Below are 25,102 nucleotides of genomic sequence, written 5' to 3' on the forward strand. Positions count from 1 at the left end.
GGGGCCGGGGGCCGGGGCTACGGAGCGGCCGGCGGCTCGGGCTCGGTGCGGCTGTCCGGCCCGGTGGTGTCCCTGCCGGACTGGCGTGCGCGGTGGAAGGCGCCGAAGCGGGAGCCCGCGTCGCGCACGGCGGAACGGTCCGGTGCGGTCGTGTCGGTGCCGGTGGCGTCCTTGCTCCGGCGTTCCTCGCGCTCGCGGTCGGCCTCGGCCATGGTCCGTCCGGGGCTGCGCACGGGCAGCCCGTTGGGTGTGTTGTCCACCGGGGTGCGGGGCGCTGCCGCCTGCCCGGGGACGGCGACGCGGGGCGTGGCCGGCGGGGGCGTCACGGCGGCGGGCTCCTCGACGGCGGGGGCGGACCCCGGTGACGTGGCGGCGGGCCGCGCGGGCGCGGAGGCGGTCGACGCCGTGGGCGCGGCGGGTTCCGCCGGGGTGGCGGCGGGCTCGGGCGTGGCCGCGGGTGCGGCGGTACGGCGCGGGGTGCGGGCCGGCGCGGGTTCCCGCTGCTGGGCGAGGAGCTGGCGGGGCAGCAGGACGACGACGCCGGTGCCGCCGCGGGAGGACGGGCGGTAGTTGACGCTGATGCCGTACTTGACGGCGAGCCGGCCCACGACCGCGAGGCCGAGCCGCGTCCCCTGGAGGGAGGCGAGGTCGGTGGTGCGTCCGGTGACCGACTCCTCGGCGCGGCGCATCGCGGCGGCGGCCATCTTCAGGCCGCTGTCCTCGATGGTGACGACGATGCCGGCGCTGCGCTCCTCGACGTAGACGTTGACCTCGTCGATCGGCGGGGAGAAGTTGGCTGCGTTGTCCATGAGTTCGGCGAGGAGGTGCATCACGCCCTCCGCCGCGAACCCGGTGACGGCGGCGCCCGTGGAGCAGTGCAGGCGCACCCGCTGGTAGGCGGCGATCCGGCCGACCGCGCCGCGCAGGATGGACTCCATCACGATGGGCTTGTTCCAGGCGCGGCTGGAGCGGCCGCCCATGAGCAGGGCGAGGCGGTCGGTCATGAGGCCGAGCTGCGAGGTGCTGTGGTCGAGCCTCAGCAGGTCGCCGAAGACCTCTTCGCCGTGCCGGTCCTGCATCTCGCGGAGGTCGGCGAGCATGCTGACCGCTTTGGCCTGTACCCGGCTCAGCGCCTTGGCGGAGGCGGCCTGGGCGGCGGCGGCCCGGCGCTCGCTGTGGGCGAGTTCGCGGACGAACGATTCAGCGGGGGCGCGGACCGCGGCGTCCCGGGGCCAGTCCAGTTCGGCGAGGACGGTGTCGGCCGAGGTGCCCTCGCGCAGCCGGGTCACGGCGACGGGCAGGAGTTCCTCGGCGAGCCGCCGCAGTTCGGTGCTGGTCCGGTCGAGTTCCTCGGCCGCCCGCCGGCGTTCGGCCTCGCCGGCGGCGGCGTGCCGGACGACGTCCTCTATCTGGCCGGCGAAGGTCTGGACGACCTGGCGCAGTTGGGGGTCGGAGGGCTGGGTCGCGTGGGCGAGGGCCTCGCTCGCGCCCGTGCCGTCCCGCAGCCGTTTGGCGACGGCGGGCAGGGTGACGCTGACCAGGTGCGCGGACTCGGCGGCGGTCTGCGCGGCCTGGGCTCTGGCCTGGGTGACGTCGTCGCCCTGGCGCAGGCTCGTCCGGCGGGCGCGCCGGATCAGCACCGTGCTGACGACGACGGTGCAGGCGAGGCAGAGCCAGGCGACGGCCACCGCGGCCAGCGTCCAGGTGCGGGCCCCTCGCGGGGCCATCGCGAGGGCGGCTCCGGCGGCCGCGGCGGCGACCACCAGGACGGCGGCGGGCACGACCGGAACGGCTCGGCTGGCGTTCACCGACCGGTGCTGGCTGGATGGTGCAGGCACTGACATTCCGCGGTCCCTCGGTCTGGAGAGCAGGAGAAACGGTCGACCGACACACGACGACCAGGGGAACGGAAGGGGACGTCCAAAGGGACGGCGATCTTCCGGACCGGGTACGGGCTCATGCTAGTCACCTCGCCGCCTTCCGAGATCTGACTATCCGCACACTCCGCCCGGCATCTGATTTCGGCCCGAACGTGCGGTCGGAGGGTCGGTCCGTGGTAATGGGGATGAGGCGCCGCCCCCTGAACCAACTGGCCTGTCAAACACGTTCATTGGGCAGATGTTCGAGACGCCGGACGTGCATGACCGTTTCTGCGGAAAGTCGAGACCACCGGCGGATGAATGCTTTCCGGCCACATCAGGCCGGGAAACGGGGCGTGTTGTGTGTGGACGCCGTGAAAGCTCAGCCGGCCTGGCAGGTGAGGTCGTCCGGGCGCATGTATCCGAGACGGGTGTCGTCGGCGGGCCGGGAGACGCGCCACATGTCGTCGGCCCCCTGGCGGGTGCCGTTCACGGGCACGCCGGGGTCGAGATACCGGACGACCTTCGTAGCCGGGCTGTCGCCGGCGTGGACGGGGGCATGGACGCGGGTCGCGTGACAGGTGGCGCCGGCACGGGCGGTGCCGTCGCCGAGGAGCAGCGCGGCGGGGAGCAGGGCGGTGACGAGCAGGGCGCGGGCGAACGGTGAGCGGCGCAACGGGGGTCTCCCTGGTCGGCGCGGGACGTGTGCGGGTCGATGCTGCACGGCCGGCCCGGCCGACGGCCCGTTTCCGTCGGGTGTTCACTCGATCGACGGCGGGCCGGATGCCGGGCTGACGGCGGGCCGGATGCCGCAGTGACGGCGGGCCGGATGCCGGGGTGACAGCGGCCCGCGGCCGGGTGGCCCGGCTCGCTCTCGGCGACGCGATTCCCCCGCGGGGCCGCCCGGATGTCGGGTGGCCCCGCCCGGAGCCGAGTGTAGGGAGACGGGAGCGCGGACGGGCGGGACCGGGGGCGATTAACTCGAAGGGGTGGTGTCCGGGCCGGGGCGGTGTCAGTCCTGCCGCTCGCCGAAGGCCCGTCGGCTGTGCGCGACCGCCTCGCGGACCGCCGGGCCGTGTCCGTCCTTCCAGACCAGGGCGAGCAGCGCCGGGACGGTGAGGTCGTCGACCTGGCGGGCGGTCAGTCCGTCGTGGCCGGCGGTCATCGAGGCGCTGAGGACGGCGACGCCGAGCCCCCGGGCGGCGAGACCGGCGACGGCGTCGGCGGCGCTCGCCTCCAGGGCGATCACGGGCCGCAGTCCCCGCTCGGCGCAGGCACGGTCGAAGGCCGTGCGCAGGCCCGTGCCGGGCGGCATGCACACCAGGGGGTGGGCGGTCAGGTCGCGCAGGGTGATCCGGCGCCGGCCGGCCAGGGGGTGTCCGGCCGGGAACGCCGCCACGAGCCGCTCGCTGACAACGGTCAGCGACCCGAGCCCCTCCGGCGGGGCGGCGGCGGTGCCGACCAGGGCGAGGTCGAGGGTGCCGCCGCGCACCCCGGCGACGAGCCGGTCGGAGACGTCCTCCAGGAGGGAGATCTCGACGCCGGGGTGGGCCCGGTGGAACGAGGCGAGCGCGTCGAACAGCGGGGTGACGGTGCACCCGGCGACCATGCCGACCGTCAGCCGGCCCCGGACGAGTGTGGTCACCTCCTCGACGGCCCGGCCGGCCGCGGCGGCCGCGGCGAGGGCGGCGCGCGCGTGGGCGAGGGCCGCCGTCCCCGCGGGGGTCAGGGTGGCGGTGCGGGTGGACCGGTCGAAGAGTTCGGTGCCCAGTTCGTGTTCCAGCCGGCGGATCTGGGCGCTGACGCCGGACTGGCTGATGTGGACGCGCTCGGCGGCCCGGGTGAAGTTCCGCTCCTCGGCGACCGCGACGAAGTACTCCAGCTGCCTCAGTTCCATGAACGCTGATTCTAGTTTTCAGCAGAACCATCCGTTGGACTTCTGATCAGCCGCCGACCAGGCTGGACCGCGTCGGAATTCGAGGTCAGGAGGGACTCATGCCGGAGTACGGCGGTTACGAGAAGGCCGCGCGGCCGGAGGACATCACGCGGCTCTTCGTCGAGCGGTCCAACGCGGGTGACGCCGCCGGGGTGGCCGCGCTCTACGAGGAGGACGCGGTGCTCGCCTTTCCTCCCGGCGAGGTGACGGTGGGCCGGGAGGCGATCCGCGTGCTGTGGGAGAAGGTGCTGGCGGGGCGCCCCCGTTTCGAGCCCGAGGCACCGCTGCCGACGCTGGTGAGCGACGGCATCGCCCTCACCTCCACCCCGCCGCGGGACGGGACCGGCGCCCGCGCCCAGGTCGTCCGGCGCCAGCCCGACGGAAGCTGGCTGCGCCTGCTCGACCAGCCGGAGTTCGCCCCGCCCGCCCGCTGAACACGGCCCTCCGCGTCTCAGCCCACCGGCGGCATCGCGGTCTGCTCCGAGTCCAGGCCCGGCCGCTTCGCGCGCCATCCGCCCCGGGTGAAGTCGGGGAACTCGACCGGCCGCCCGTCCCGGGCCAGGGACGCGGCGCTCAGCGGGACCGGCGCGCACCAGGCCGCCGAGTCGTAGACGTCGATGTCCGGGACCAGTCCCGCGCGCATCGACTGGACGGTGCGCCATTGCAGGACGTAGTCCATGCCGCCGTGGCCGCCGTTGTTCTCCGCGTCGTCGCCGATCGTCCGCCACAGCCAGTGGTCGAACTCCTTGCGGTAGCCGTCGAAGTCCTGCCAGGCGTGGCCGCTGTGGTCGGGTTCGAGGTAGACGCGGGCGCCGGTGGGCGCGGGGCCCGCGTAGTCCTCGACGATGCCGCGGCTGCCGGCGAGGGTGTTGATACGGCTGTAGGGGCGGGGGCGGCTCACGTCGTGCTCGGCGCGGACGGTGCGGCCCCGGGCCGTCTCGATGAGGCAGGTGACGAGGTCGCCGTTGATGTACGTCTCCTTCCACGACGGGTGGTCGCGGGGGACGAAGCGCTCGCGGTAGTCGGCCAGTCCCCGGGGCGCGGTGGCAGTGGCCCGCAGGGTGGTCATGCGGTCGCCGCGGTTGATGTCCATGGCGACCGCGATCGGTGCCAGTCCGTGCATGGGGTAGAGGGAGGCGGTGGAGCGGGTGTGCCAGAGCCGGCGCCAGGAGTCGGTGTAGTACGTGTCGGAGAAGAGGAGCTCGCGCAGGTCGTGGAGGTAGCCTCCGTGGCCGTCGGTGAGGTCCCCGAGGAGTCCGGCGTGGGCCATCCGCAGCATGGCCAGCTCGTTGCGGCCGTAGCAGCAGTTCTCGGCCAGCATCAGGTGTCTGCGGGTGCGTTCGGAGGTGTCGACGAGGTCCCACAGCTCGTCCAGTTCGGTGGCGACGGGGAGTTCCACCATGGCGTGTCTGCCGCTGAGCAGGGCGGCTCTGCCGTGCCGGTGGTGGAACTCCCACGGGGTGGCGACGTACACCAGGTCCAGGTCGGCGTCGCGCAGCATCCGCGCGTAGGAGTCGGCGGAGCCGCCGAACTCGCGCGGGCGCGGCTCGCCCTTGCCCGCCAGCAGGTCGGCGGCGCGCCGTGCGCGGTCGGCGCGGATGTCGCAGACGGCCGTGACGGTGCAGCCGGGCACGGCGGCCCAGCCGGTGACCATCAGGCTGCCGCGGTTGCCGAGTCCGACGACTCCGACGCGGACGGTGGCGCGGGGATCGAAGGGGACCCCGGTCATCGGGGTCTGACCGGGGCGGCGGTCGGGGACGCGGCCGGTCGGCGCCGCGGCCAGGGCCGGTACGGCGGCGCCGGCGGCCAGCGCCCCGGAGGCGACGGCGGTACCCAGCAGTGAACGGCGCGAGACAGCGGGGAACTTCGGCATGGCGGCAACGCTCCTCGTCGGTCGGTCGACGGCACTGTCGGACCACGACTCTGCGGGCGTTGACTGTTACATGTCAATATATGTTCGCGCCGGAGCCGTTCCGATCAGCTTCGCGCACACGCGGGCTCAGCCCAGCTCCACCAGGAGGTCACCGCCCTCGACCTGTTGGTGGCCACTCCCCGGATGCGGAACTCGGCTACGGCGCGCCGGTGGCGGCGCTGCACCGAGCAGTCCCGTTCGAAGAGGTGGATGACGTCGCCGTGGCCGTCGGCGAGGATCTGCACCTCGACGCGGCGCATGCCGCGTCCGCCGCCGCCCGCGACGGCCTTGTTGCCGGTCAGCTCCAGGACACCGGCGTCCGCGCCGGCGCCGCGGGCGGCCCGCACGATCTCCGTGACGGAGAGGTACGCCCGTACGGGATGTCCGGCTCGCCGATCTCGTAGGCCTCGTCGGCCTTCAGCCGGTGCAGGGAGTTCCGGTCCTCATGGGGAAAGACGGCGATACCGCGCCGAGCGGGTGACGGTGCTCCGCGGGCCGTCTGTGACGCGCCTTCGGGGGAAGGCTCGGACGCATGCGCGCACTCGTCATCAACTGCACCCTGAAACCGTCTCCCGAGCCCTCGAACACCGAGGCCCTCGCCGACACCGTCATCGCCTCGCTGAAGGGTCACGGGGTGACGGTGGACACCGTCCGGGCCGTCGATCTGGACATCAGGCCCGGGGTGGAGAGCGACATGGGGGACGGTGACGACTGGCCGGCCGTGCACGAGAAGCTGCTCGCGGCCGAGATCCTCGTCATCGCCTCCCCCACCTGGCTCGGCCGCCCCTCCTCCGTCGCCCAGCGCGTGCTGGAGCGGATGGACGCCATGCTGAGCGAGACCGACGACCAGGAGCGGCCGGTCGCCTACAACCGGGTGGCGGGGGTGGTGGTCACCGGCAACGAGGACGGCGCCCACCACGTCATCAGCGAGATCAACGGCGGTCTGGTCGACATCGGCTACACCGTCCCCGGCCAGGCGTGGACGTACTGGCACCTCGGTCCGGGCCCCGGCCCCGACTTCCTCGACGACGAACGCGGCCACGACTGGTCGGTGTCCACCGGCAGGGCCATGGCCTCCAACCTGGTGCACGCGGCCCGCGCCCTGGCCGCGATGCCGCTGCCGGCCCCGCCCTCGTAGTCCTAGCCGTCGTAGTCGACGGTCAGGGTGTCGGAGACCGGGTAGGACTGGCAGGTCAGGACGTATCCGGCGGTGATCTCCGCCTCCTCCAGCGCGTAGTTGCGGCGCATGTCGGCCTCGCCCTCGGTGATCCGGGCGCGGCAGGTGCCGCACACGCCGCCCTTGCAGGCGAAGGGCAGGTCGGGGCGGACACGGGAGGCCGCGTCGAGGAGGGTGGCGTCGCGCGGCAGCGGGGACTCGGTGGAGCGGCCGTCGAGGACGACGGTGACCCGGCTCACCGGCCCGTCGTGGTGCGGCTCCGCCCGGCGCACGGGCGGGGCCGGCTCCGCACCGGCGTAGAACAGCTCCTGGTGGATCCGGCCGGCGGGGACCCCGAGCCCCGCGAGGATCCGCCGGGCACCGGTGACCATGGTGTGCGGGCCGCACAGCCACCAGTGGCCGGCGCCCTCGACGTCCACCAGGCCGTCGACGAGCGCGGCCAGCCGGTCGGCGTCCAGACGTCCGGAGAGCAGTTCGGCCTCGCGGGGTTCCCGGGAGAGCACGTGGGCGAGGTGGAACCGGGTGGGGTACAGATCCTTGAGGTCGGCCAGCTCGTCGGCGAACATCACCGATCCGGTGCGGCGGTTGCCGTAGAGGAGGGTGACGCGGGAGCGGTCGTCGGCGGCGAGGACGGACTCGGCGATGGAGAGCATCGGGGTGATGCCGGAGCCGGCGGCGACGAGCACGTGGTGGCCGGGGGTGGTGAGGTCGGGGGTGAAGTGCCCGGTGGGGGTCATCACCTCGACGGTGTCGCCGGGTGCGACCTCGTGCATCAGCCAGGAGGAGAAGAGTCCGCCGGGCACCACCCGCACCCCGATGCGGGGCGGGGCACCGGCCGGGGAGCAGATCGAGTACGAGCGCCGCTCGTCGCGGCCGTCGACCCGGCGGCGCAGGGTCAGCGACTGCCCGGGGGCGAACGCGAACTCCTCGGCCAGTTCCCCGGGTACCTCGAAGGCCACGGCGACCGCGTCCTCGCAGAGCCGGTCCACCGCGGTGACGCGCAGCGGGTGGAAGGCCGGGCGGCGGCGGGCCCGCCGCGCCGGGGCGGCGGCAGCGGGCGCCATCAGCTCCTCCATCAGATCTCCTTGACGTACTCGAAGGGCTCCAGGCAGGCGCGGCAGCGCCACAGCGCCTTGCAGGAGGTGGCGCCGAAGCGGGAGGTCTCCTCGGTGTCCGTCGCACCGCAGCGCGGGCACGGGACCGCGCCGCGGGTGCCGGAGAGCACCAGCGGGACCGGGCCGGGCGCGGGGCGGGGCGCGGGTCCGGGCGGTGCGATTCCGTGCTCGGCGAGCCTGCGGCGGCCCTCGGGGGTGATCCAGTCGGTGGTCCACGGCGGGTCGAGGACGGTCCGCACCTCCGCCCGGTCGTACCCGGCCGCCCTGAGCCGGGTGACGACCGCGGCGCGCATCTCTGCCATGGCCGGGCAGCCCGAGTAGGTCGGGGTGAGCGAGGCGACGACCGTGCCGTCGGGTGCCACCGTGACGTCGCGCAGCACCCCGAGGTCGGCGAGGGTGAGCATCGGCAGTTCGGGGTCGGGGACCCGGGCGGCGATCTGCCGGGCGTGGCGGGCGTCGGTGCGGGCGGTCACCATGTCGCCCCCGGGTGGGCGCGGGCCACGCCCTGCAACTCCGCCAGGAGCGGGGCGAGATGTGCGCTGTGGCCGCCGTCGCGGCCCCGCCCGGCGGGTGCCGGGACCGGCTCGGGCAGGGGCAGTCCGGCGGCCCGCGTCACCTGCCTCAGTACGGCCGTGACGTCGTCGCCGGTGTCCTGCGCGGCGGCCAGTTCGCCGAGGTGGGGCAGGACGGCGTCGAGTGCGGCCCGCGTCCTGCGGTGCGACTCCTCGGTGCCGTCGCCGAGCCGGACGACCCACTCGGCCGCGTACTGCCGGTGGTACGCCAGCTCCTTGGCGCCCTTGGCGGCGACGGCGGCCAGCACCGGGTCGGGCGAGGCGGCGAGCCGCTCGAAGTGGGCCAGCCGCCAGCTCGCGAACACCAGCAGCCGGGCGACGCAGAACGCGAAGTCGGTGTCGGGCAGTTCGACGAGGGTGACGTTGCGGAAGTCGTCCGGGTCGCGGAAGTAGGCGTAGGCGTCCTCGTCGCGTCCCGTGCCGTCCGCCTGGCCCGCGCGGGAGTAGAGCAGCCTGGCCTGGCCGAGCAGGTCGAGTCCGATGTTGGCCAGCGCGACCTCCTCCTCCAGCTCCGGGGCGCGGGTGGTCCACTCGGCGAGGCGCTGGGCCATGACCAGAGCGTCGTCGCCGAGCGCCAGGCAGAGCGCGGCCAGCTCCGTCCGGTCGACGCCGTCGGGCACACCGGTGTCCACGCCGTGCAGGGGGTCCTCGAAGCCGGTGCCGTAGGCCCAGCGGGTGTCGTCCTCGTGCTCCTCGGCGAGGGACAGATAGACGTGGTCGTCGCTCATGCCCTGCTCCTAGATGTGCGGGACGTCGTCGGGGATGTCGTAGAAGGTGGGGTGGCGGTAGACCTTGTCGGCGCTCGGGTCGAAGAAGGGGTCCCGTTCGTCGCGGGTGGAGGCGGTGATGTGCTCGCTGCGCACCACCCAGATGCTGACGCCTTCGTTGCGGCGGGTGTAGAGGTCGCGGGCGTGGGTGAGGGCCATGCGGTCGTCGGCGGCGTGCAGCGAGCCGACGTGGACGTGGTTCAGGCCGCGCTTGCCCCGGACGAACACCTCGTACAGCGGCCAGTCCCGCTGCGGTGCGGCGGTCATGCCACCGTCTCCTTCCCGGCGCGGGCCGCCTGCTTGGCGGCGTGCGCGAGGGCCGCCTCGCGCACCCAGGCGCCCTCCTCGTGGGCGGCGCGGCGGCGCGCCACCCGCTCGGTGTTGCAGGGGCCGTCGCCGCCGATGACGCGCTTCAGCTCGGACCAGTCGGGGGTGCCGAAGTCGTACCGGCCGCGCTCCTCGTTCCAGCGCAGCTCCGGGTCGGGGAGGGTGACGCCGAGCTTCTCGGCCTGCGGGACGGTCATGTCGACGAAGCGCCGGCGCAGTTCGTCGTTGCTGTGCCGCTTGATCTTCCAGGCCATGGAGCGGGCCGAGTTGGGCGAATCGTCGTCGGGCGGGCCGAACATCATCAGCGACGGCCACCACCAGCGGTCCACCGCGTCCTGGACCATCGCGCGCTGGGCGTCGGTGCCGCGCACCATCGTCATCAGCAGTTCGTACCCCTGGCGCTGGTGGAAGGACTCCTCCTTGCAGATGCGGACCATGGCGCGCGCGTAGGGCCCGTAGGAGGAGCGGCACAGCGGCACCTGGTTGCAGATCGCGGCGCCGTCCACGAACCAGCCGATGACGCCGACGTCGGCGAAGGAGCGCGTCGGGTAGTTGAAGATCGAGGAGTACTTCTGGCGGCCTTCGATCAGCCGCTGGGTGAGGTCCGCGCGGTCGGCGCCGAGGGTCTCGGCCGCCGCGTACAGGTAGAGGCCGTGGCCGGCCTCGTCCTGGACCTTGGCGAAGAGGATCGCCTTGCGGCGCAGCGAGGGCGCGCGGGTGATCCACTCCCCTTCCGGCTGCATGCCGATGATCTCGGAGTGGGCGTGCTGCGCCACCTGCCGGACCAGGGTCCGGCGGTAGCCGTCCGGCATCCAGTCGCGCGGTTCGATCCGCTGGTCCCGCGCGATCGTCGCCTCGAAGCGCTCCTGGAGTCCGGGCGGCGCGTCCCCCGCCGCCGGCGCCGGTGCCGCCTGCTCTGCCGTCATCCCTGCCACCTCACCCCGACCGACCGATCGTTCGGTCCATGGTAGGGCGAGACCCCCCGGTCCCGGCAACCGCCCGGCGCGGTCCGATCGCGGGCCGGGGTTCCGCACGGTCCTGGCATCGCGCGGCGCGGCGCGGCACATCCCTTGACACCGCGCGGCGCTCCTTGCGTTACTGGGCCGGACCGCGCGGTATACCGAATGGTCGGTCGGCCGTGGGTCCGGCCGGCGCACAGGGTGGTGTGATCAGTGACGGATACTCGACGGACGGACCGGGGTCCCGCGGCGCGCATGTTCGCCGCCGACGCGGCCTCGCGGCGCCTCGGCATGGAGGTGGTCCGGCAGGGCGAGGGCACCGCGGTGCTCCGCATGACCGTGACCCCGGCCATGGTGAACGGCCACGGGACCGCCCACGGCGGCTATGTCTTCCTGCTCGCCGACACCGCGTTCGCCTGCGCCTGCAACAGCCACGGGCCGGTGACGGTGGCGGCCGGGGCCGACATCACCTTCGTCGCCCCCGCGCACGAGGGGGACGTCCTGCTGGCCACCGCGGAGGAGCGCACGCGGTACGGCCGCAGCGGGATATACGACGTGACGGTCGCGCGGGACGGCACGGTGATCGCCGAGTTCCGGGGCCGCAGCCGCAGTGTCCGCCCGTCACCCGCCGGGGAGCCGCGATGACCACCGCCTCGGACGCCCCGGGAGCCCGGCGCGGCGAACCGCTCCCGGTGGAGCTGCGGGACGACGCCGAGCGGCTGACCCGCGCGGAACTGGAGGAGCTGCAGCTCCGACGGCTGCGCGAGACGCTGCGGCACGCGTACGGCAACGTGGAGCTGTACCGGACGAAGTTCGACGCGGCCGGGGTGACACCCGACGACTGCCGGTCACTGGCGGACCTGGCCCGGTTCCCGTTCACCACCAAGGCGGACCTGCGGGACTCCTACCCGTTCGGGATGTTCGCCGTGCCGATGGCGGACGTACGGCGGGTGCACGCCTCCAGCGGCACCACCGGCCGGCCCACCGTCGTCGGCTACACGGAGAACGACCTGTCGGTCTGGGCGGACCTCGTCGCCCGCTCCCTGCGGGCGGCCGGCGCGCGGGCCGGCCACAAGGTGCACATCGCCTACGGCTACGGGCTGTTCACCGGCGGCCTCGGCGCGCACTACGGCGCCGAGCGCGCCGGGTGCACCGTGATCCCCGCGTCGGGCGGCATGACCGCGCGGCAGGTGCGGATCATCCTGGACTTCGAGCCCGAGATCATCATGGTGACGCCGTCCTACATGCTGACGCTGCTCGACGAGTTCGAGCGGCAGGGCGTGGACCCGCGCACCACGTCGCTGCGGGTGGGGATCTTCGGCGCGGAGCCGTGGACGGAGGAGATGCGCCGGGAGATCGAGGAGCGGACGGATCTCCACGCCGTCGACATATACGGGCTGTCCGAGGTGATGGGTCCGGGCGTCGCGCAGGAGTGCGTGGAGACCAAGGACGGGCTGCACGTGTGGGAGGACCACGTCCGTCCCGAGGTCGTGGACCCGCTCACGGACGAGGTGCTGCCCGAGGGAGCGGAGGGCGAGCTGGTGTTCACCTCGCTCACCAAGGAGGCGATGCCGGTGATCCGGTACCGCACCCGGGACCTGACGCGTCTGCTGCCGGGGACGGCGCGGCCCGCGTTCCGGCGGATCGAGAAAATCACCGGCCGCTGCGACGACATGATCATTCTGCGGGGTGTCAACGTCTTCCCGAGCCAGATCGAGGAGATCGTGCTGCGGACGCCGGGCGTCGCGCCGCACTTCCAGGTGGAACTGACCCGGCGGGGGCGGATGGACCACATGACCGTCCGGGTGGAGTCCCGGGCGGACACACCGCCCGCCCTGCGCGAGGCGGCGGCCCGGTCCCTCGTCAAGGAGGTCAAGGACGGGGTGGGGGTGACGGTGGAGGCGGAGATCGTCCCGCCGGAGACCCTCGAACGCTCGGTGGGGAAGCTGAAGCGGGTGAAGGACCTGCGGGAGGGATGACCTCCCGGGCCGGTCAGGCTTCCGGCGCCGGAAGGGCGTACAGGCCGGGCAGGTTGACGACGACCGCCTCCTGGGTGCTGCGCGCGATGACCACCACGGCCTCCTCGGCGGGGTCGGGGTTCTCCTCGCGGTGCGGCACGAACGGCGGGACGAAGATGTAGTCGCCGGGCGCGGTCCGCAGCCGCACCTCCTCGGGCTCCTCGCCCGAGCCGTCGAGGAAGACGAACTCCGGGTGCCCCTCGACCACGTAGATCGCGGTCTCCGACTCCCCGTGGTGGTGGTCGGAGGAGGACGTCGAGGGCGCGACGTGGGTCTGGCCCATCCAGAGCTTCTCCGAGCCGACGGCCCGCCCGCTGACCGCCGCGAAGCGGCGCATGCCGCCCGTCTGCGCGGTGTCGCCGTCCAGGGAGTCGGCGCGGATGTGGTGCAGCCGGGAGCGCAGCGGCGCCGCCGACTCCTCACGGGTGTCGGGGAGATGGGGGTGGAAGCCTTCACCGGCGGTCGTCAACGGCTTGCTCATGACGGCGACGCTAGAGCCGCCCCGAAAAGGATGTCAAGGGGTGTCCATTGCGCTTCACCTGCGGCAATGTTCCCGCAACAGGAGACACGGATCGTCCGGAGCGGACACCGCGCGGGGCCCGCTCGTGCATGATGTGGGCATGCATATCTCCGCGAAGGCGGACTACGCCGTGCGCGCTCTGCTGGAGCTGGCCCGTGAACCCGCGCGTCCCCTCACCTGCGAGACGATCGCCTCCTGTCAGCAGATCCCGTTCCGGTTCCTGAAGTCCGTGGTGGGCGAGTTGCGCCGGGCCGGGCTGGTCCGCAGCCAGCGCGGCTGCGAGGGCGGGTACTGGCTGGGCCGTCCCGCCGACGAGATCACCCTGCTGGACGTCGTCCGTGCCGTCGACGGCGAGGTGATCATGCTGCGCGGGGAGAACCTGAGCGCCCTGGACTATCCGGGGCCCGCGACCGGGCTGCCGGGGGTGTGGCGCCGTATCGAGGCGGACGCCGTGTCGGTCCTGGCCGGGGTGACCGTCGCCGCGCTGCTCCCCGCCGGGACACCCGCACGGGAACCGGCCGCCGAGGGGGCGGTGTGACGACGCGGGCCCACGGGGACGGGGGCGTCGAGGTGGTCGAGTACACCGATCCCCTCTGTCCCTGGGCCTGGGGGTCGGAGCCCGTCTTCCGCCGGCTGCGCGCGGGGCTGGCCGGGAAGGTCACCTGGCGGCGGGTCTACTGCGTCCTCTTCGATGACGACGACGACCCGGCACCCGACCCGGCGGCGGAGACCGCCTGGTACGCCCGGTACGTGGCCGAGGTCGGCGGGCACACCGGCGCCCCGCGCGCGGAGCGGCTGGCGCGGGTCGCGGCGAGTTCGTGGCCCGCCTCGCTTCTCGCGCGGGCGGCCGAGCGCCAGGGCGCCGAGGTGGCCGAGCGGGTGCTGCGCCGGCTGCGGGAGACCGTCTTCGTCCTCGGCGAACCGGCGGACACGCACGGGCTGGCGCTCGCGGCCGTACGGGGTCTCCCGGGCCTGGATGCGGAACGGCTGGCCGCCGACGCGGCCGGCGCCGAGGTGCTGGACGCGGTGCGGGCCGACCGGGCCGAGGCGCGCCGGCCGGTGCCCGAGGTGCTGTCGGTCGCCGACGCCTCGCCGCACCCCGGTGCCGCGAAGGAGACGGACGACGGCGGGTACCGGTACGCGCTGCCGACGGTGCTGTTCCGGGGGGCGCGGGGGTGCCGCGCGGTGCCGGGGTGGCGGCCGTTCGAGGCGTACGCCGCGGCGGTCGAGGCGGTCTCCCCCGGGCTGCGGCCGGACACCGGGACGCCGTCCGCCGCGGAGGCGCTGGAGCGGTACCGGAGTCTCACCGAGCCGGAGCGGGCGGTGTACGCGCGGGGGCCGTGGCCCCCGGCCGGCGCCGTGCGGGTGGACACCGCGGGCGGGCCGCTGTGGCTGCACCCGGACGAGGCGGCGGTGCACCCTGCGGTCGCACCGCGCCCCTGAGCACCCCGGCTGATCAGCCGTCATTCCCGTCCCGCGCAATGAGACATCGATCGGTGTCCATTGACAGCCGGTGGTTCCTGCCCCAAAGATGGCCGCATGCTGACGACGCACCCCGGTGTGGTGTGCCGCTACGTGGATCTGCGGCGCACCTGTAGCGCTCTCTGTCGCTGACCCGACGCCACCCACGTTCCCCGGCACCGGCCGTTCCGGTGCCTTCGGGCCTTCCCGGCGTTCCTCCGCCGCTCCCCGCCGCCTGCGCGTCCTTCCCCGTCCGTGCCGTGACATCCCGCTCCGAGCCGGACGTGTCCGGCGTGCCCGCCCCGCCGTCCGCCGTTGTGTCCGGCGGCCGGCGCGCGGCGGGGCGGTGCGGCGCGCGCTCCCCGCCCTCCCCGTCCGCGGTCCGCCCCGTGCCGGTCCGCCCCACCAGGAAGACAGACATGTCCGGACGCCTCACGCCCCGACGCCTGCGCACCGCCGCGCTGGGCACCGTACTCACCACGGTCCTCGTGCCCGCGCTCGCCGCCTGTGGGGGTGACGGCTCCGCGGCCGGCGGCGCCTCCACCCTGAAGTGGACCTCCTCCTACTTCCCCACCCACTGGGACCCGGTGGTCGGCGGCAGCGGCGCACAGTTCCGCGAACTTGCCCTGGTGTACGCGTCGTTGACCCGGATCGACGAGAAGGGCGAGGCCGTGCCGGACCTCGCGAAGAGCTGGGAGTACAACGACAAGGGCGACCAGGTCACCTTCCACCTGCGCTCCGGGCTGAAGTTCAGCGACGGCGAGCCGGTCGACGCGAAGGCCGTCAAGGCGGCCGTCGAGCGGGCGCAGGAACAGAAGAACTCCGCGCTCTTCGGCGACCTCACCTCCATCGAGTCCGTGGAGGCCGACGGTCTGGACGCGGTACTGCACCTCACCCAGGTCGACTACCAGATCCCGCAGTTGCTCGGTGAACGCGTCCTTCAGATCGCCAGCCCCGCCGCGGCGAAGTCACCGGCGGAGCTGGACCAGAACCCGGTCGGCGCCGGTCCGTTCACCATCACCCAGCTGATCCCGGGCACCAAGGCGCTGCTGAAGAAGAACCCGGACTACTGGGACGCCGACAACATCCACATCGAGAACGTGGAGCTGACCTCCGCGCCGGACACCTCCACGGTCGTCTCCGGGCTCCAGACCGGTGTCTACAACTTCGCCGACATCGACCCCAGCCAGGCCGAGAGCGCCGAGAAGGCCGGCCTGGACGTCTTCGTCCAGCCCGGCTTCAACGCCTCCAACATCAGCCTCAACGTCAACAAGGCGCCGTTCAAGGACGACCGGGTCGTCGACGCCGTCCGGTACGCCGTCAACCGCCAGGAGTTCGTCGACAAACTGACCTTCGGCTACGGCGAGGCCACCGACCAGCCCTTCCCCAAGGGGTACGTGGCCTACGACCCGGAGTCGGAGAACGCCTACCCCTACGACCCGGCGAAGTCGAAGAAGCTGCTGGCCCAGGCCGGTTACGGAGCCGGTGACATCAAGCTCGACCTGGTCATCCCCGCGGAGGACCCGCAGGCGGAGATCGTCCAGTCCCAGCTGGGCAAGGTCGGCATCACCGTCGACATCAGGATCGACAAGAACTGGGCCACCCCGTTCTTCGCCAAGGACCTGACGTTCTCGCTCTACAGCACCACCGGGCGGGACTCCGCGGTGCAGACGCTCACCGCCCACTTCGGCCCCGACGGACCGCTGAACCTCAGCTCGCCCTACCAGCCGGACGGCTTCGAGAAGGCGGTGGCCGAGGTGCGCCGCACCCCGCTGGACGACCCCGACTACGCCGACACGCTCCAGGCCGCCACCCGCGCCGGTCTGGAGAGCAGGGCCCTGGTCTTCACGTACTCCCAGCCCAACCTCATCGCGAAGAGCAAGTCGGTCTCGAACCTGCCGAAGAACCCCGCCCACCTCAACTGGACCGGCGTGACCATCGGAGGCACCTCGTGACCCGGCGCTCCCCGGCCCGGCACACCCTGGTGCGTGTCCTCGCCGTCGTCGGCCGGTCGGTCGCGGTCTTCGTACCGGTCTTCCTCGTCGCGACGTTCGTGACGTTCGCGCTGCGGTCGTTCAGCGGCCTCAGCCCGGCCCGCATCCAGCTGGGCGAGGAGGCGACGCCCGAGGCCATCGCCCGGGTGGAGGCCCAGTGGGGACTCGACCGGCCGTTCCTCGCGCAGTACTGGGACTGGTTCACCGGCGTCCTGCACGGGCAGCTCGGTACGAGCTGGACCAACGGCGCCGACATCTCCACCCTGATCGGGCTCGGCCTCGGGGTCAGCCTCTCGGTGGCGTTCTTCGCCCTGCTCATCGGCGTGACGGTGGGCTTCGTCCTCGGCACGGTCGCGGCTCTGCGCCGCACCACCTGGATCGACCGCGCCGTCACCGGCCTGGTCACTGTGGTGTCGGTGATGCCGGCGTTCGTCGTCGGTATCGTGCTCGTCACCGTACTGGCCGTCGGCCTCGGCCTGTTCCCGTCGGGCGGGTACGTCCCCGCCGAACAGGGCGTGGGCCCCTGGCTGTCGCACATCACGCTGCCGGCGCTCGCGCTGAGCCTGGACGTCGTCGCCGACGTCGCCCGGCAGCTGCGGACCAGCCTGGTGACGGCCTACGGCGAGAACTACGTCACCGGCGCGGTGGTACGGGGGCTCGGTCCCCGCCGGGTGTTCTTCTCGCACGTGCTGCGCAACGGCCTGGGGCCGACGCTGGCCACGCTCGGCCTGAAGTTCCCCGCCCTGGTCGGTGCCTCCGTCGTCACCGAGTGGATCTTCGGTCTGCAGGGGTTCGGGCGGTTCGCCAACGACTCCGCGCAGGCCGGTGACGTACCGGCGGTCCAGGGCGTCCTGGTGGTCTCCGTCGCGCTGGTCGTCTCCTTCAACCTGATCGTCAACCTGGTGCTGGCCCGCGTCACGCCGGCCGCCCAGCGAGGAGTGTGACCATGGTGCGCCGCGTCCTCGGCCTCACCTCGGGCCGTATCGCCGTCGCCGTACTGGCCCTCATCGCCCTGCTCGCCGTGTTCGGGCCGCTGCTCGCCCCGCAGGACCCCCTCGCGACCAGCGACAACGCGCTGGCCGGGATCTCGGGCGCGCACTGGCTCGGCACCGACAACCTGGGCCGCGACGAGCTGAGCCGGCTCCTCGACGGCTCCCGGGTCAGCGTCCTCGGCTCGCTGGAGGTCGCGGTGACGGCGCTGGTCGTCGGCGCGGTCCCCGGCATCCTCTCGGTCTACCTGGGCCGGGTCTTCGAATGGGTCACCCTGCGGCTCGCCGACACCCTGGTGGCGCTGCCGTTCCTGCTGTTCGCGGTCGCCGTGATCGCGCTGCTCGGCAACGGGCTCAGCCAGGCGATGCTCGTCACCGGCATCCTGGTGTCGCCGCTGTTCTACCGGGTGTCCCGGGCCGCCACCCTCAACGTCGCCCGCTCGCAGTACGTGGAGGCGGCGATCGTCTCGGGCGCCTCCGTCGGCTGGATCGTCCGCCGCCACGTCCGCTCCAAGGTGCTCCCGCCGATCGCGGTGGCCTTTGCCCAGACCGTCGGCACCGGTTTCGTCATCGTCTCCAGCCTCACCTTCCTCGGCATCGGTGTGCAGCCGCCCGAGCCGACCTGGGGCGGGCTGCTCGCCTCCGACCTCGGCTATCTCGGGCAGAAGCCGTGGGCGCCGCTGGCCCCCGCGCTGCTCGTCATGGCCACGGTGTGGGCCGGGAACCTCCTCGCCGACGCCCTCCGCGACGTCTCCGGCGAGGCGGGACGCGCCCTGCTGGGCGCCCGCCGGGCCCGCGCCCACCGCTCCGCACCGACCGACCCCGCTCCCGCCGGAGGCGTGTCATGACGACCCTGTCCAAGGACCTGCTGCCGCACCGGGCGCCGGCTCGGGAGACCGCCGCCCCCGTGCTGTCCCTGCGCGACGTGCGCATCACCGACCGGGCCGGGGGCCGGGAGATCGTGCACGGGGTCGGCTTCGAGCTGACCCCCGGCCGCACCGTCGGCATCGTCGGCGAGTCCGGCAGCGGCAAGACCCTCACCTGCCGCGCCGCGCTCGGCATCCTCCCCGCCCACTTCGAGGTCTCCGGCGGCACCGTGGAGATCGAGGGCACCGACATCGCGACGCTCACCCCCGCGCGGTGGACACAGCTGCGGGGCGCCACCGTCAGCGCCGTCTTCCAGGACCCGGCGTCCTACCTCAACCCCTCGGTCAAGGTGGGCGCGCAGATCGCCGAGGTGGTCCGGGTCAAGCTCGGGCTGAAGCGCCGCGAGGCCCGCCGGCGCGCCGTCGAACTGCTGCACGCGGTGCGGCTGCGCGACCCGGAACTGGTCTCGGGACAGTACCCGTTCGAGCTGTCCGGCGGCATGCTCCAGCGTGTGCTGATCGCCGCCGCGATCGCCGCCGGACCCCGCGTCCTCATCGCCGACGAGGCCACCACCGCCCTCGACGTCACCGTGCAGGCGGAGATCCTCGACCTCCTCGCCGATCTGCGGGAGACCACCGGGACGGCCCTCGTCGTCGTCTCCCACGACCTCGCCGTCGTCGCCCAGCTGTGCGACGAGGTGCTCGTCATGCGGCGCGGCGAGGTGGTCGAGCAGGGCCCGACCCGGTCCGTCCTCGACGACCCGCGGCACGAGTACACCCGGCTGCTCGTCGCCGAGCACGAACAGTACGGGCTGGAGAAGTTCCTGAACCCCACGGAGGAGACCGCATGACCGCCGCCGTTCTGGAGGTCAGCGGCCTCACCGTGCACTACGGCACGCGCCGCCGGCGCCGCCGCGCCCTGGACGGCGTATCGCTGAGCGTGGCACCCGGCGAGACCGTCGGCGTCATCGGCGAGACCGGGTCCGGCAAGTCCACCCTCGCCCGCGCCGTCCTCGGCCTGGTCCCCGCGTCCGGGGGGTCGGTCGTCGTCGACGGCGAGGACGTCACCGGCCACAACGAGCGGCAGTGGCGCGCCCTGCGCCGCCGCGGTGTCGTCCAGTACGTCTTCCAGGACCCGCTGCGCAGCCTCGACCCGGACCTGACCGTCGAGGAGTCCCTCGTCGAGCCGCTGCTCGTGCGGGGCGACCCGCGCGAGGAGGCGGCCCGGCGCGTCCGGGAGTTCCTCGGCCGGGTACGGCTCGGCGAGGAGCTGCTCGCACGGCTGCCCGGCGAACTGTCCGGCGGGCAGCGCCAGCGCGTCGCGGTGGCGCGGGCGCTGGTCACGGAACCCCGGCTGGTCATCCTCGACGAGCCGGTCAGCGCCCTGGACTCGGCCAACCGGGTGCAGGTCCTCGACATCCTCAAGGAGCTGCGCGACAGCGGCGTGGCGCTGGTGTTCATCTCCCACGACCTCGGCTCCGTCGCCGGGACCGCCGACCGGATCGCCGTCCTCTACCGGGGCGAGCTGGTGGAGACCGGCACCGCCGCGGACGTCGTCAACCGCCCCGGGCACCCCTACACCCGGCTGCTCGTCGGCTCGGCGCCGACGCTGCGCGGCGCCCCCGCCGACCGTGCCGAACGGGCGCGGCTGCGCGCCATGCTGGACGCCTGAACCCCGACACAGACAGGAACAGCCATGACCACCCAGCTCCACCTCGCCCTGCACCCCTACGGCGTCGGCGGCCCCGGCCAGCACGGACTGTGGAAGGACCCGCGCGTCGCGAAGAACGCGAGCATCGACATCGGGTACTACATACAGCAGGCGAAGGCCGCCGAACACGCCCTGTTCGACGCGCTGTTCATCGTCGACAGCCAGTTCATCAACGCCACCTACCCCTCGCACTACCTGAACCGGCTCGAACCGCTCACCCTGCTCTCCGCGGTCGCCACCCACACCCGGCACATCGGCCTGGTGGGCACCGCCAGCTCCACGTACAACTCGCCGTTCAACCTGGCGCGGCGGTTCGCCTCCCTCGACCACATCAGCGGCGGGCGCGCCGGGTGGAACGTCGTCACCAGCTTCGACACCGGCACGTCCCGCAACTACGGCCTGGACGAGCACCTCGACTACACCACCCGCTACGGGCGCGCCCTGGAGGCCGTCGAGGTCGCGCGCGGGCTGTGGGACTCCTACGAGGACGACGCGTTCCCGGCGGACGTGGAACGCGGGGTGTTCCTCGACCCCTCGCGGCTGCACGAACTGAACCACGTGGGCGAGCACTTCAAGGTGGCCGGCCCGCTCAACCTCTCCCGTTCGCCGCAGGGCCAGCCGGTGATCTTCCAGGCGGGCGTGTCGGAGGAGGGCCGCGACCTGGCCGCCCGCGTCGCCGAGGGCATCTACGCGCCGGGCGGTTCGCTGGAGCAGGCGCGGGACTACTACGCCGACATCAAGCGGCGCACCGCGTCCTACGGCCGCGACCCCGAGCACATCAAGATCTTCATCCACGGCGGTCCGGTGGTGGCGGCGACGGACGCGGCGGCCCGCCGCCGCGAGCGCGAGATCTTCGAGGAGGACAACGACTTCGACCGTAATCTCGCCCTGCTCGGCCGGTCCTTCGGCGCCTACGACTTCAGCGTCCACGACCTCGACGCGCCGTTCCCGGACGTGGCGCACCTCGCCGAGAAGGGCGGCCGCACCGGCGCCTCGAAGATCATCGAACGGGCCCGGGAACAGGGACTGACGCTGCGTCAGGTGGCGGACAGCGTCAACGAGTTCCGGCACTCCCCCTTCGTCGGGGCGCCCGAGACCGTGGCCGGCACGATCGAGGAGTGGTTCCGCGCCGGTGCCTTCGACGGCGTCAACCTCGCCTTCCGCACCACCGGGGAACTGGAGCTCTTCGTCGACGGGGTCGTGCCGCTGCTCCAGAAGCGCGGCCTGTTCCGCACCGAGTACGCCGCCGACACCCTGCGCGGCAACCTCGGGCTGCCCGTCCCGGCCAACCGGCACACCGCGGCGCGCGCCACCTCGTGACCGGCCGGCACCGGCCCGCCGCCCCTCCGACCGCCCCCGCCCCCGCCCCCGCCCCCTCAGGAAGTGTGTGACATGACCGAGTACACCGACCACCACGCCCCCGAAGGACTGCTCACCCGCGGCACGGTCCTGGTCGTGCCCGGCCGGGGCGAGACCCCCGCGACCTACGGCCGGCTCGGCCGGCGGCTCGCCGCCGACGCCTACCGCGTCCGCGTCGTCGCCGCGCCCGATCTGGACGCGGCCGACCTGGACGGGTCGCTGACGCGGCTCGGCGCCCGGCTGGCCGAGGCCGTCGAGGGTGCCGCCGTCGAGGGGGACGTCGCCCGGCCCGTCGTCCTGGTGGGCGCCGACACCGGTGCCGCGGCGGTCGCCGCGCTGCTGGGGCGGGGCGCGTTCCCGGGCGCCGTCGCGCCGGACGCCGTCGTCCTCGCCGGGCTGCCGGGCGGCTCCGCCGCCGCCTCCGCCGCCACCTGGGAGGAGGAGCTGGACGTCCGTACGTCCTGCCCCACCCACCGGGCCGTGCTCACCGACGACTCCCGGGTGCGCCGGGGCTCGCTCGACGACGCCGTGCCCGAGGCGCTGCTCGCCGCGGCCGACGCGGCCGTCCTCACCGTCCCCGCCCTGCTGCTGGCCGGGGACGCCGACCCGCTCGCCGACCACGCGGCCCTCGCCCGGACCGCCGCCGCGCTCCCCCGGGCCCGGTACTCGCTGGTCCGCGGCGCGCACCACGACGTCCTCAACGACCTCCAGCACCGCTCGGTGGCCGCCGAGGTCGTCACGTTCCTGGAGACCCTGCGCAACGAGCTGCGGCCGCTGATCGCGGTGGAGTCCAGCAGCTGGTGAGCGCGGGACCCCGCCCCGACCGTCCCCTCCTCCCGACCCGGAAGGTCCCCCATGGCTCTCGTCCTCTCCGTCTCCGGCAGCCCCTCCGCCACTTCCCGCACCGCCCGGCTCCTGCGTCACCTCGACGACCGGCTCCGGCTCCAGGGCCATGAGGTGGTCCCGCTGGACGTCCGCACCCTGCCGGCCGAGGCGCTGCTCGGCGCCGACTTCCGCCACCCCGCGATCGTGGAGACGGCGGCCCTGTTCGAACAGGCGGACGGTGTCGTGGTCGGCACACCGGTGTACAAGGCTGCCTACTCCGGGCTGCTGAAGTCACTGCTCGACCTGCTGCCGCAGTACGCGCTGACCGGCAAGACGGTGCTGCCGCTGGCCACCGGCGGCTCCACCGCCCACGTCCTGGCGATCGACTACGCCCTGCGCCCGGTGCTCAGCTCCATGGGCGCCGCACACATCGTGCCGGGCTGGTTCACCCTCGACCGGAGCATCGCCGTCCAGGACGACGGGAGCCTGGCCGTCGCGCCGGAGGCGGCCGAGGCGCTGGCCGAGGTCACGGACCGCTTCTCCGCGGTACTGGGCGGCCGTCCGGCGGCGCGGGTGCCGGCGGCCTAGCCACCGGCTCCGTACGGGAAGGGCGCGGCCGTGACGGCCGCGCCCTTCGGTCTGCGCCGAACGGGGGAGGCGGGGCGGGGCGCGGGAAACCGGCACCGGAAGCGGTCAAGCAATGACTAGTCCACGTACGGAGTCGGAGATCGGTATGACCCTGAGGAAAGTCCTGGCCTGTGCGCTCGGCGCCGTGGTGTGCACCGGCCTGCTGGGAACCGGCTGTACCCCGGAGCCACGCGGTTCCTCCTCGCCGGCGGGGTCGCCCGCGCCGGGCGCCTCTCCGCAGCGGACGGGGCAGCGGCCGCTGCCCGGGGTCGGGCCCGCCCTGCGCGGCCGGATCCCGGCCGGCACCCGGCAGGCGCTGGTGGTGCACGGCACCACCGAGGACGGCAACCGCGCCGAAGTGCTGCTGTACGAGCGGGGCGCCGACCACGGCTGGCGGGCCGTCGCCGGTCCGTGGCCCGCCCACAACGGCCTGCGCGGCTGGACCCGGGACCACTGGGCGGGCGACCTGCGCACCCCCGTCGGCGTGTTCACGCTGAGCGACGCCGGGGGCCGGCTGCCCGCGCCGTTCGCCCGGCTCCCCTACGACGAGAACCCGGAGTTCACCGCCGAGGGCGACGGGCACCTCGGTGAGCCGCTGGAGGGGTCCTTCGACTACGTCGTCGCCGTCGACTACAACCGGGTGTCCGGGACGAGCCCGCTGGACACGGAGCGTCCGCTGGGCGAGGACCGGGGCGGCGGCGTGTGGATCCACGTCGACCACGGCGGGCCGACCAACGCGTGTGTGTCCCTCAGCGAGGAGCACATGCGCGTCCTGCTGCGGGCGCTGGACCCGGCCCGCGAGCCGGTCGTCGTCATGGGACCCGAGGCGGCTCTGCGGGAGTAGCCGCGGCCGTACCGGCGGGGACCGCGGAGCCGGCCGGGGTCCAGCGGATGCGCGTGGCGCACACCGCCACCACGAACGCGCACCCGGCGACGGCGCCCATCCCCCACGCCAGACCGCTGGCGTCGGCGAGGAAGCCGATGAGCGGCGGGCCGGCCAGCAGACCGGTGGTGCCCATGGCGGCGACGAGGGTGAGCACGTCCGAGCCCTGGCGGGCCGCCGCCGCGTAGACGCAGGGGGTCACGGCGGCGACGCCGAGGCCGACGACGGCGAAGCCGGCCAGCGCCGGTACCACGCCGCCGCTCAGCAGGGCCGCGACGAGGGCGGTGCCGGCCAGGACGCTGCCGGCGAGGACGACGCGCCGGTCGCCCCAGCGGTCGCGCCAGCCGTCGGCGAAGAGCCGGGCGAGGAGCATCGCGCCGGAGACGACGGCGATGCCCAGCGGCGCGAGGCCGGCCGAGGCGTGGGCGACGTCCTTCAGGTACAGGGCGGACCAGTCGTTCATGGCGCCCTCGGCGACCGTGCCGAAGACCATGGCGCAGCACATCCAGAGGGTGAGCGAGGCGGGCACGCTCCAGCGGCGGCGGCCACCGGTCTTCTCGGCACCGGGGGTCCCGGCCGTGGCGGCCGTTTCGCCGGGTGCGGCGTCCTCTTCGCCGGGCGCGGCGGCCCTTTCGTCGGGGCCGTCGGACGGGTGCAGGCCCGTGCGTGCTGCCGCGCCGAGGGCCAGCAGCAGCGCGACGGCCACCGCGAAGTGCGCCGCGACCGATCCGGTGAGCGCGGTCATGGCGGAGGCGACCAGCGCGGCGAGCAGCGAACCGGCGCTGAACGTCGCGTGCAGCCGCGCCATGGCGGACCGCGCGAACCGGGTCTCCAGGGCGGCGCCCTGCGCGTTCATGGCGACGTTGAGACAGCCGACGAAGACGCCGTCGGCGAGCAGGACCAGCAGCGCCACCGGGTAGTTCGGCGCCGCCGCCAGGGCGAGCAGGAGCAGGGCGAGGCAGAGCTGGGAGAGCAGGGCGAGGCGCCGTGAGCCCAGCTGCCGCATCAGCCGGGCCACCAGCGGGAACGACACCGCCGCGCCGACCCCGGCGGCCATCAGCAGGACGCCCACCTGGGCGGTGCTCAGGCCGAGGTCGTCCTTGACGGCCGGTATCCGCGCCGCCCAGGTGGCGTACTGGAAGCCGAGGGAGCAGAACAGCGCGGCGGTGGCCAGCAGACCGCGTGCGAAGGGGTCCGTGAAAGGGGTGCGGGGTCGGGACACTTG

26 protein-coding genes and 1 pseudogene are annotated in these 25,102 nt (G+C 73.8%); 15 read left to right on the top strand and 12 right to left on the bottom strand.

Annotated features, from left to right (window positions below; genetic code table 11):
• Positions 1–17 precede the first annotated feature (17 nt).
• The 3 genes from UW392_RS50285 to UW392_RS50295 form a co-directional block, all read right to left on the bottom strand.
• The gene (locus UW392_RS50285; RefSeq protein ID WP_320782121.1) at positions 18–1,844 is read right to left on the bottom strand and encodes an ATP-binding protein; all 1,827 of its coding nucleotides are present in this window, start codon (positions 1,842–1,844) and stop codon (positions 18–20) included.
• A 397-nt stretch (positions 1,845–2,241) separates the two neighbouring features.
• Positions 2,242–2,535, bottom strand: a complete 294-nt coding sequence (locus UW392_RS50290) for a hypothetical protein (RefSeq protein ID WP_320782122.1) — start codon at positions 2,533–2,535, stop codon at positions 2,242–2,244.
• Positions 2,536–2,871: 336 nt separating this feature from the next.
• Positions 2,872–3,756 carry a LysR family transcriptional regulator gene (locus UW392_RS50295; RefSeq protein ID WP_320782123.1) on the bottom strand — a complete coding sequence of 295 codons (885 nt, stop codon included), beginning with the start codon at positions 3,754–3,756 and terminating at the stop codon, positions 2,872–2,874.
• 98 nt (positions 3,757–3,854) lie between these two features.
• On the opposite strand from UW392_RS50295, the gene UW392_RS50300 reads away from it, so the two are divergent.
• Complete coding sequence (locus tag UW392_RS50300; RefSeq protein WP_320782124.1) at positions 3,855–4,229, top strand: YybH family protein; 375 nt, start codon at positions 3,855–3,857, stop codon at positions 4,227–4,229.
• A 17-nt stretch (positions 4,230–4,246) separates the two neighbouring features.
• Here the strand turns inward: UW392_RS50300 and UW392_RS50305 are convergent, their stop codons facing one another.
• A complete protein-coding gene (locus UW392_RS50305; protein ID WP_320782125.1) occupies positions 4,247–5,668 on the bottom strand; it encodes a Gfo/Idh/MocA family protein in 1,422 nt (473 codons plus the stop codon).
• Between the two features lie 197 nt (positions 5,669–5,865).
• Positions 5,866–6,176: pseudogene (locus tag UW392_RS50310) on the bottom strand (biotin carboxylase N-terminal domain-containing protein); the annotation flags it as partial.
• Positions 6,177–6,239: 63 nt separating this feature from the next.
• On the opposite strand from UW392_RS50310, the gene UW392_RS50315 reads away from it, so the two are divergent.
• Entirely contained in the window at positions 6,240–6,845 is a 606-nt protein-coding gene (locus UW392_RS50315; RefSeq protein WP_320782126.1) for a flavodoxin family protein, read from the top strand.
• Positions 6,846–6,847: 2 nt separating this feature from the next.
• Here the strand turns inward: UW392_RS50315 and paaE are convergent, their stop codons facing one another.
• Genes paaE through paaA form a run of 5 tightly spaced genes read right to left on the bottom strand, consistent with a single transcriptional unit; the run spans position 6,848 to position 10,591 of the window.
• Entirely contained in the window at positions 6,848–7,960 is a 1,113-nt protein-coding gene (gene paaE, locus UW392_RS50320; protein WP_414497539.1) for a 1,2-phenylacetyl-CoA epoxidase subunit PaaE, read from the bottom strand.
• On the bottom strand, positions 7,960–8,475 hold the full coding sequence (gene paaD, locus UW392_RS50325) for a 1,2-phenylacetyl-CoA epoxidase subunit PaaD (protein WP_320782127.1): 516 nt from the start codon (positions 8,473–8,475) through the stop codon (positions 7,960–7,962). Before paaD ends, paaE begins: the two co-directional genes overlap by 1 nt.
• On the bottom strand, positions 8,469–9,299 hold the full coding sequence (paaC, locus tag UW392_RS50330; protein WP_320782128.1) for a 1,2-phenylacetyl-CoA epoxidase subunit PaaC: 831 nt from the start codon (positions 9,297–9,299) through the stop codon (positions 8,469–8,471). Before paaC ends, paaD begins: the two co-directional genes overlap by 7 nt.
• A gap of 9 nt (positions 9,300–9,308) precedes the next feature.
• Positions 9,309–9,605, bottom strand: a complete 297-nt coding sequence (gene paaB / locus UW392_RS50335; protein ID WP_320782129.1) for a 1,2-phenylacetyl-CoA epoxidase subunit PaaB — start codon at positions 9,603–9,605, stop codon at positions 9,309–9,311.
• Complete coding sequence (paaA, locus tag UW392_RS50340; RefSeq protein ID WP_320782130.1) at positions 9,602–10,591, bottom strand: 1,2-phenylacetyl-CoA epoxidase subunit PaaA; 990 nt, start codon at positions 10,589–10,591, stop codon at positions 9,602–9,604. Before paaA ends, paaB begins: the two co-directional genes overlap by 4 nt.
• Positions 10,592–10,879: 288 nt before the next feature.
• Here paaA and paaI point away from each other — a divergent pair, with 288 nt between their 5' ends.
• Entirely contained in the window at positions 10,880–11,269 is a 390-nt protein-coding gene (gene paaI / locus UW392_RS50345; protein ID WP_320782131.1) for a hydroxyphenylacetyl-CoA thioesterase PaaI, read from the top strand.
• Entirely contained in the window at positions 11,266–12,603 is a 1,338-nt protein-coding gene (gene paaK / locus UW392_RS50350; RefSeq protein ID WP_320782132.1) for a phenylacetate--CoA ligase PaaK, read from the top strand. The genes paaI and paaK overlap by 4 nt, the downstream gene beginning before the upstream one ends.
• Before the next feature lie 13 nt (positions 12,604–12,616).
• Here the strand turns inward: paaK and UW392_RS50355 are convergent, their stop codons facing one another.
• A complete protein-coding gene (locus tag UW392_RS50355) occupies positions 12,617–13,123 on the bottom strand; it encodes a cupin domain-containing protein (RefSeq protein WP_320782133.1) in 507 nt (168 codons plus the stop codon).
• Positions 13,124–13,262: 139 nt separating this feature from the next.
• On the opposite strand from UW392_RS50355, the gene UW392_RS50360 reads away from it, so the two are divergent.
• The 11 genes from UW392_RS50360 (at position 13,263) to UW392_RS50410 (ending at position 23,838) form a co-directional block, all read left to right on the top strand.
• Complete coding sequence (locus UW392_RS50360; protein ID WP_320782134.1) at positions 13,263–13,700, top strand: Rrf2 family transcriptional regulator; 438 nt, start codon at positions 13,263–13,265, stop codon at positions 13,698–13,700.
• Entirely contained in the window at positions 13,697–14,605 is a 909-nt protein-coding gene (locus tag UW392_RS50365) for a DsbA family protein (RefSeq protein ID WP_320782135.1), read from the top strand. The genes UW392_RS50360 and UW392_RS50365 overlap by 4 nt, the downstream gene beginning before the upstream one ends.
• A 437-nt stretch (positions 14,606–15,042) precedes the next feature.
• A complete protein-coding gene (locus UW392_RS50370) occupies positions 15,043–16,578 on the top strand; it encodes an ABC transporter substrate-binding protein (RefSeq protein WP_320782136.1) in 1,536 nt (511 codons plus the stop codon).
• Entirely contained in the window at positions 16,575–17,561 is a 987-nt protein-coding gene (locus UW392_RS50375) for an ABC transporter permease (protein ID WP_320782137.1), read from the top strand. Before UW392_RS50370 ends, UW392_RS50375 begins: the two co-directional genes overlap by 4 nt.
• 2 nt (positions 17,562–17,563) lie before the next feature.
• Positions 17,564–18,454, top strand: a complete 891-nt coding sequence (locus UW392_RS50380) for an ABC transporter permease (RefSeq protein ID WP_320782138.1) — start codon at positions 17,564–17,566, stop codon at positions 18,452–18,454.
• Positions 18,451–19,323 (top strand): ABC transporter ATP-binding protein, encoded by an 873-nt coding sequence (locus UW392_RS50385; protein ID WP_320782139.1) that lies wholly within the window; start codon positions 18,451–18,453, stop codon positions 19,321–19,323. Before UW392_RS50380 ends, UW392_RS50385 begins: the two co-directional genes overlap by 4 nt.
• The gene (locus UW392_RS50390; protein WP_320782140.1) at positions 19,320–20,144 is read left to right on the top strand and encodes an ABC transporter ATP-binding protein; all 825 of its coding nucleotides are present in this window, start codon (positions 19,320–19,322) and stop codon (positions 20,142–20,144) included. The genes UW392_RS50385 and UW392_RS50390 overlap by 4 nt, the downstream gene beginning before the upstream one ends.
• Positions 20,145–20,168: 24 nt before the next feature.
• The gene (locus UW392_RS50395; RefSeq protein ID WP_320782141.1) at positions 20,169–21,503 is read left to right on the top strand and encodes an NtaA/DmoA family FMN-dependent monooxygenase; all 1,335 of its coding nucleotides are present in this window, start codon (positions 20,169–20,171) and stop codon (positions 21,501–21,503) included.
• A gap of 72 nt (positions 21,504–21,575) precedes the next feature.
• A complete protein-coding gene (locus tag UW392_RS50400) occupies positions 21,576–22,346 on the top strand; it encodes an alpha/beta hydrolase (protein WP_320782142.1) in 771 nt (256 codons plus the stop codon).
• A gap of 51 nt (positions 22,347–22,397) precedes the next feature.
• Entirely contained in the window at positions 22,398–22,955 is a 558-nt protein-coding gene (gene ssuE, locus UW392_RS50405) for an NADPH-dependent FMN reductase (RefSeq protein ID WP_320782143.1), read from the top strand.
• A gap of 145 nt (positions 22,956–23,100) precedes the next feature.
• A complete protein-coding gene (locus UW392_RS50410; protein ID WP_320782144.1) occupies positions 23,101–23,838 on the top strand; it encodes a L,D-transpeptidase family protein in 738 nt (245 codons plus the stop codon).
• Here the strand turns inward: UW392_RS50410 and UW392_RS50415 are convergent.
• Positions 23,807–25,099 carry an MFS transporter gene (locus tag UW392_RS50415; RefSeq protein ID WP_320782145.1) on the bottom strand — a complete coding sequence of 431 codons (1,293 nt, stop codon included), beginning with the start codon at positions 25,097–25,099 and terminating at the stop codon, positions 23,807–23,809. The two genes, UW392_RS50410 and UW392_RS50415, sit on opposite strands and share 32 nt — an antisense overlap.
• Positions 25,100–25,102: the final 3 nt, after the last annotated feature.

Source organism: Streptomyces sp. CRN 30 (assembly GCF_034105845.1).

Excerpts from the sequence above, each read along its gene's own strand:
- UW392_RS50355 (WP_320782133.1), bottom strand. The coding sequence starts at position 13,123 with ATGAGCAAGCCGTTGACGACCGCCGGTGAAGGCTTCCACCCCCATCTC.
- UW392_RS50385 (WP_320782139.1), top strand. The coding sequence starts at position 18,451 with ATGACGACCCTGTCCAAGGACCTGCTGCCGCACCGGGCGCCGGCTCGG.
- UW392_RS50295 (WP_320782123.1), bottom strand. The coding sequence starts at position 3,756 with ATGGAACTGAGGCAGCTGGAGTACTTCGTCGCGGTCGCCGAGGAGCGG.
- UW392_RS50410 (WP_320782144.1), top strand. The coding sequence starts at position 23,101 with ATGACCCTGAGGAAAGTCCTGGCCTGTGCGCTCGGCGCCGTGGTGTGC.
- UW392_RS50360 (WP_320782134.1), top strand. The coding sequence starts at position 13,263 with ATGCATATCTCCGCGAAGGCGGACTACGCCGTGCGCGCTCTGCTGGAG.
- ssuE (WP_320782143.1), top strand. The coding sequence starts at position 22,398 with ATGGCTCTCGTCCTCTCCGTCTCCGGCAGCCCCTCCGCCACTTCCCGC.
- UW392_RS50315 (WP_320782126.1), top strand. The coding sequence starts at position 6,240 with ATGCGCGCACTCGTCATCAACTGCACCCTGAAACCGTCTCCCGAGCCC.
- paaD (WP_320782127.1), bottom strand. The coding sequence starts at position 8,475 with ATGGTGACCGCCCGCACCGACGCCCGCCACGCCCGGCAGATCGCCGCC.
- UW392_RS50305 (WP_320782125.1), bottom strand. The coding sequence starts at position 5,668 with ATGCCGAAGTTCCCCGCTGTCTCGCGCCGTTCACTGCTGGGTACCGCC.
- paaC (WP_320782128.1), bottom strand. The coding sequence starts at position 9,299 with ATGAGCGACGACCACGTCTATCTGTCCCTCGCCGAGGAGCACGAGGAC.
- paaE (WP_414497539.1), bottom strand. The coding sequence starts at position 7,960 with ATGGAGGAGCTGATGGCGCCCGCTGCCGCCGCCCCGGCGCGGCGGGCC.
- paaI (WP_320782131.1), top strand. The coding sequence starts at position 10,880 with ATGTTCGCCGCCGACGCGGCCTCGCGGCGCCTCGGCATGGAGGTGGTC.
- paaB (WP_320782129.1), bottom strand. The coding sequence starts at position 9,605 with ATGACCGCCGCACCGCAGCGGGACTGGCCGCTGTACGAGGTGTTCGTC.
- UW392_RS50300 (WP_320782124.1), top strand. The coding sequence starts at position 3,855 with ATGCCGGAGTACGGCGGTTACGAGAAGGCCGCGCGGCCGGAGGACATC.
- UW392_RS50395 (WP_320782141.1), top strand. The coding sequence starts at position 20,169 with ATGACCACCCAGCTCCACCTCGCCCTGCACCCCTACGGCGTCGGCGGC.
- UW392_RS50380 (WP_320782138.1), top strand. The coding sequence starts at position 17,564 with ATGGTGCGCCGCGTCCTCGGCCTCACCTCGGGCCGTATCGCCGTCGCC.
- paaA (WP_320782130.1), bottom strand. The coding sequence starts at position 10,591 with ATGACGGCAGAGCAGGCGGCACCGGCGCCGGCGGCGGGGGACGCGCCG.
- UW392_RS50285 (WP_320782121.1), bottom strand. The coding sequence starts at position 1,844 with ATGTCAGTGCCTGCACCATCCAGCCAGCACCGGTCGGTGAACGCCAGC.
- UW392_RS50390 (WP_320782140.1), top strand. The coding sequence starts at position 19,320 with ATGACCGCCGCCGTTCTGGAGGTCAGCGGCCTCACCGTGCACTACGGC.
- UW392_RS50400 (WP_320782142.1), top strand. The coding sequence starts at position 21,576 with ATGACCGAGTACACCGACCACCACGCCCCCGAAGGACTGCTCACCCGC.
- paaK (WP_320782132.1), top strand. The coding sequence starts at position 11,266 with ATGACCACCGCCTCGGACGCCCCGGGAGCCCGGCGCGGCGAACCGCTC.
- UW392_RS50370 (WP_320782136.1), top strand. The coding sequence starts at position 15,043 with ATGTCCGGACGCCTCACGCCCCGACGCCTGCGCACCGCCGCGCTGGGC.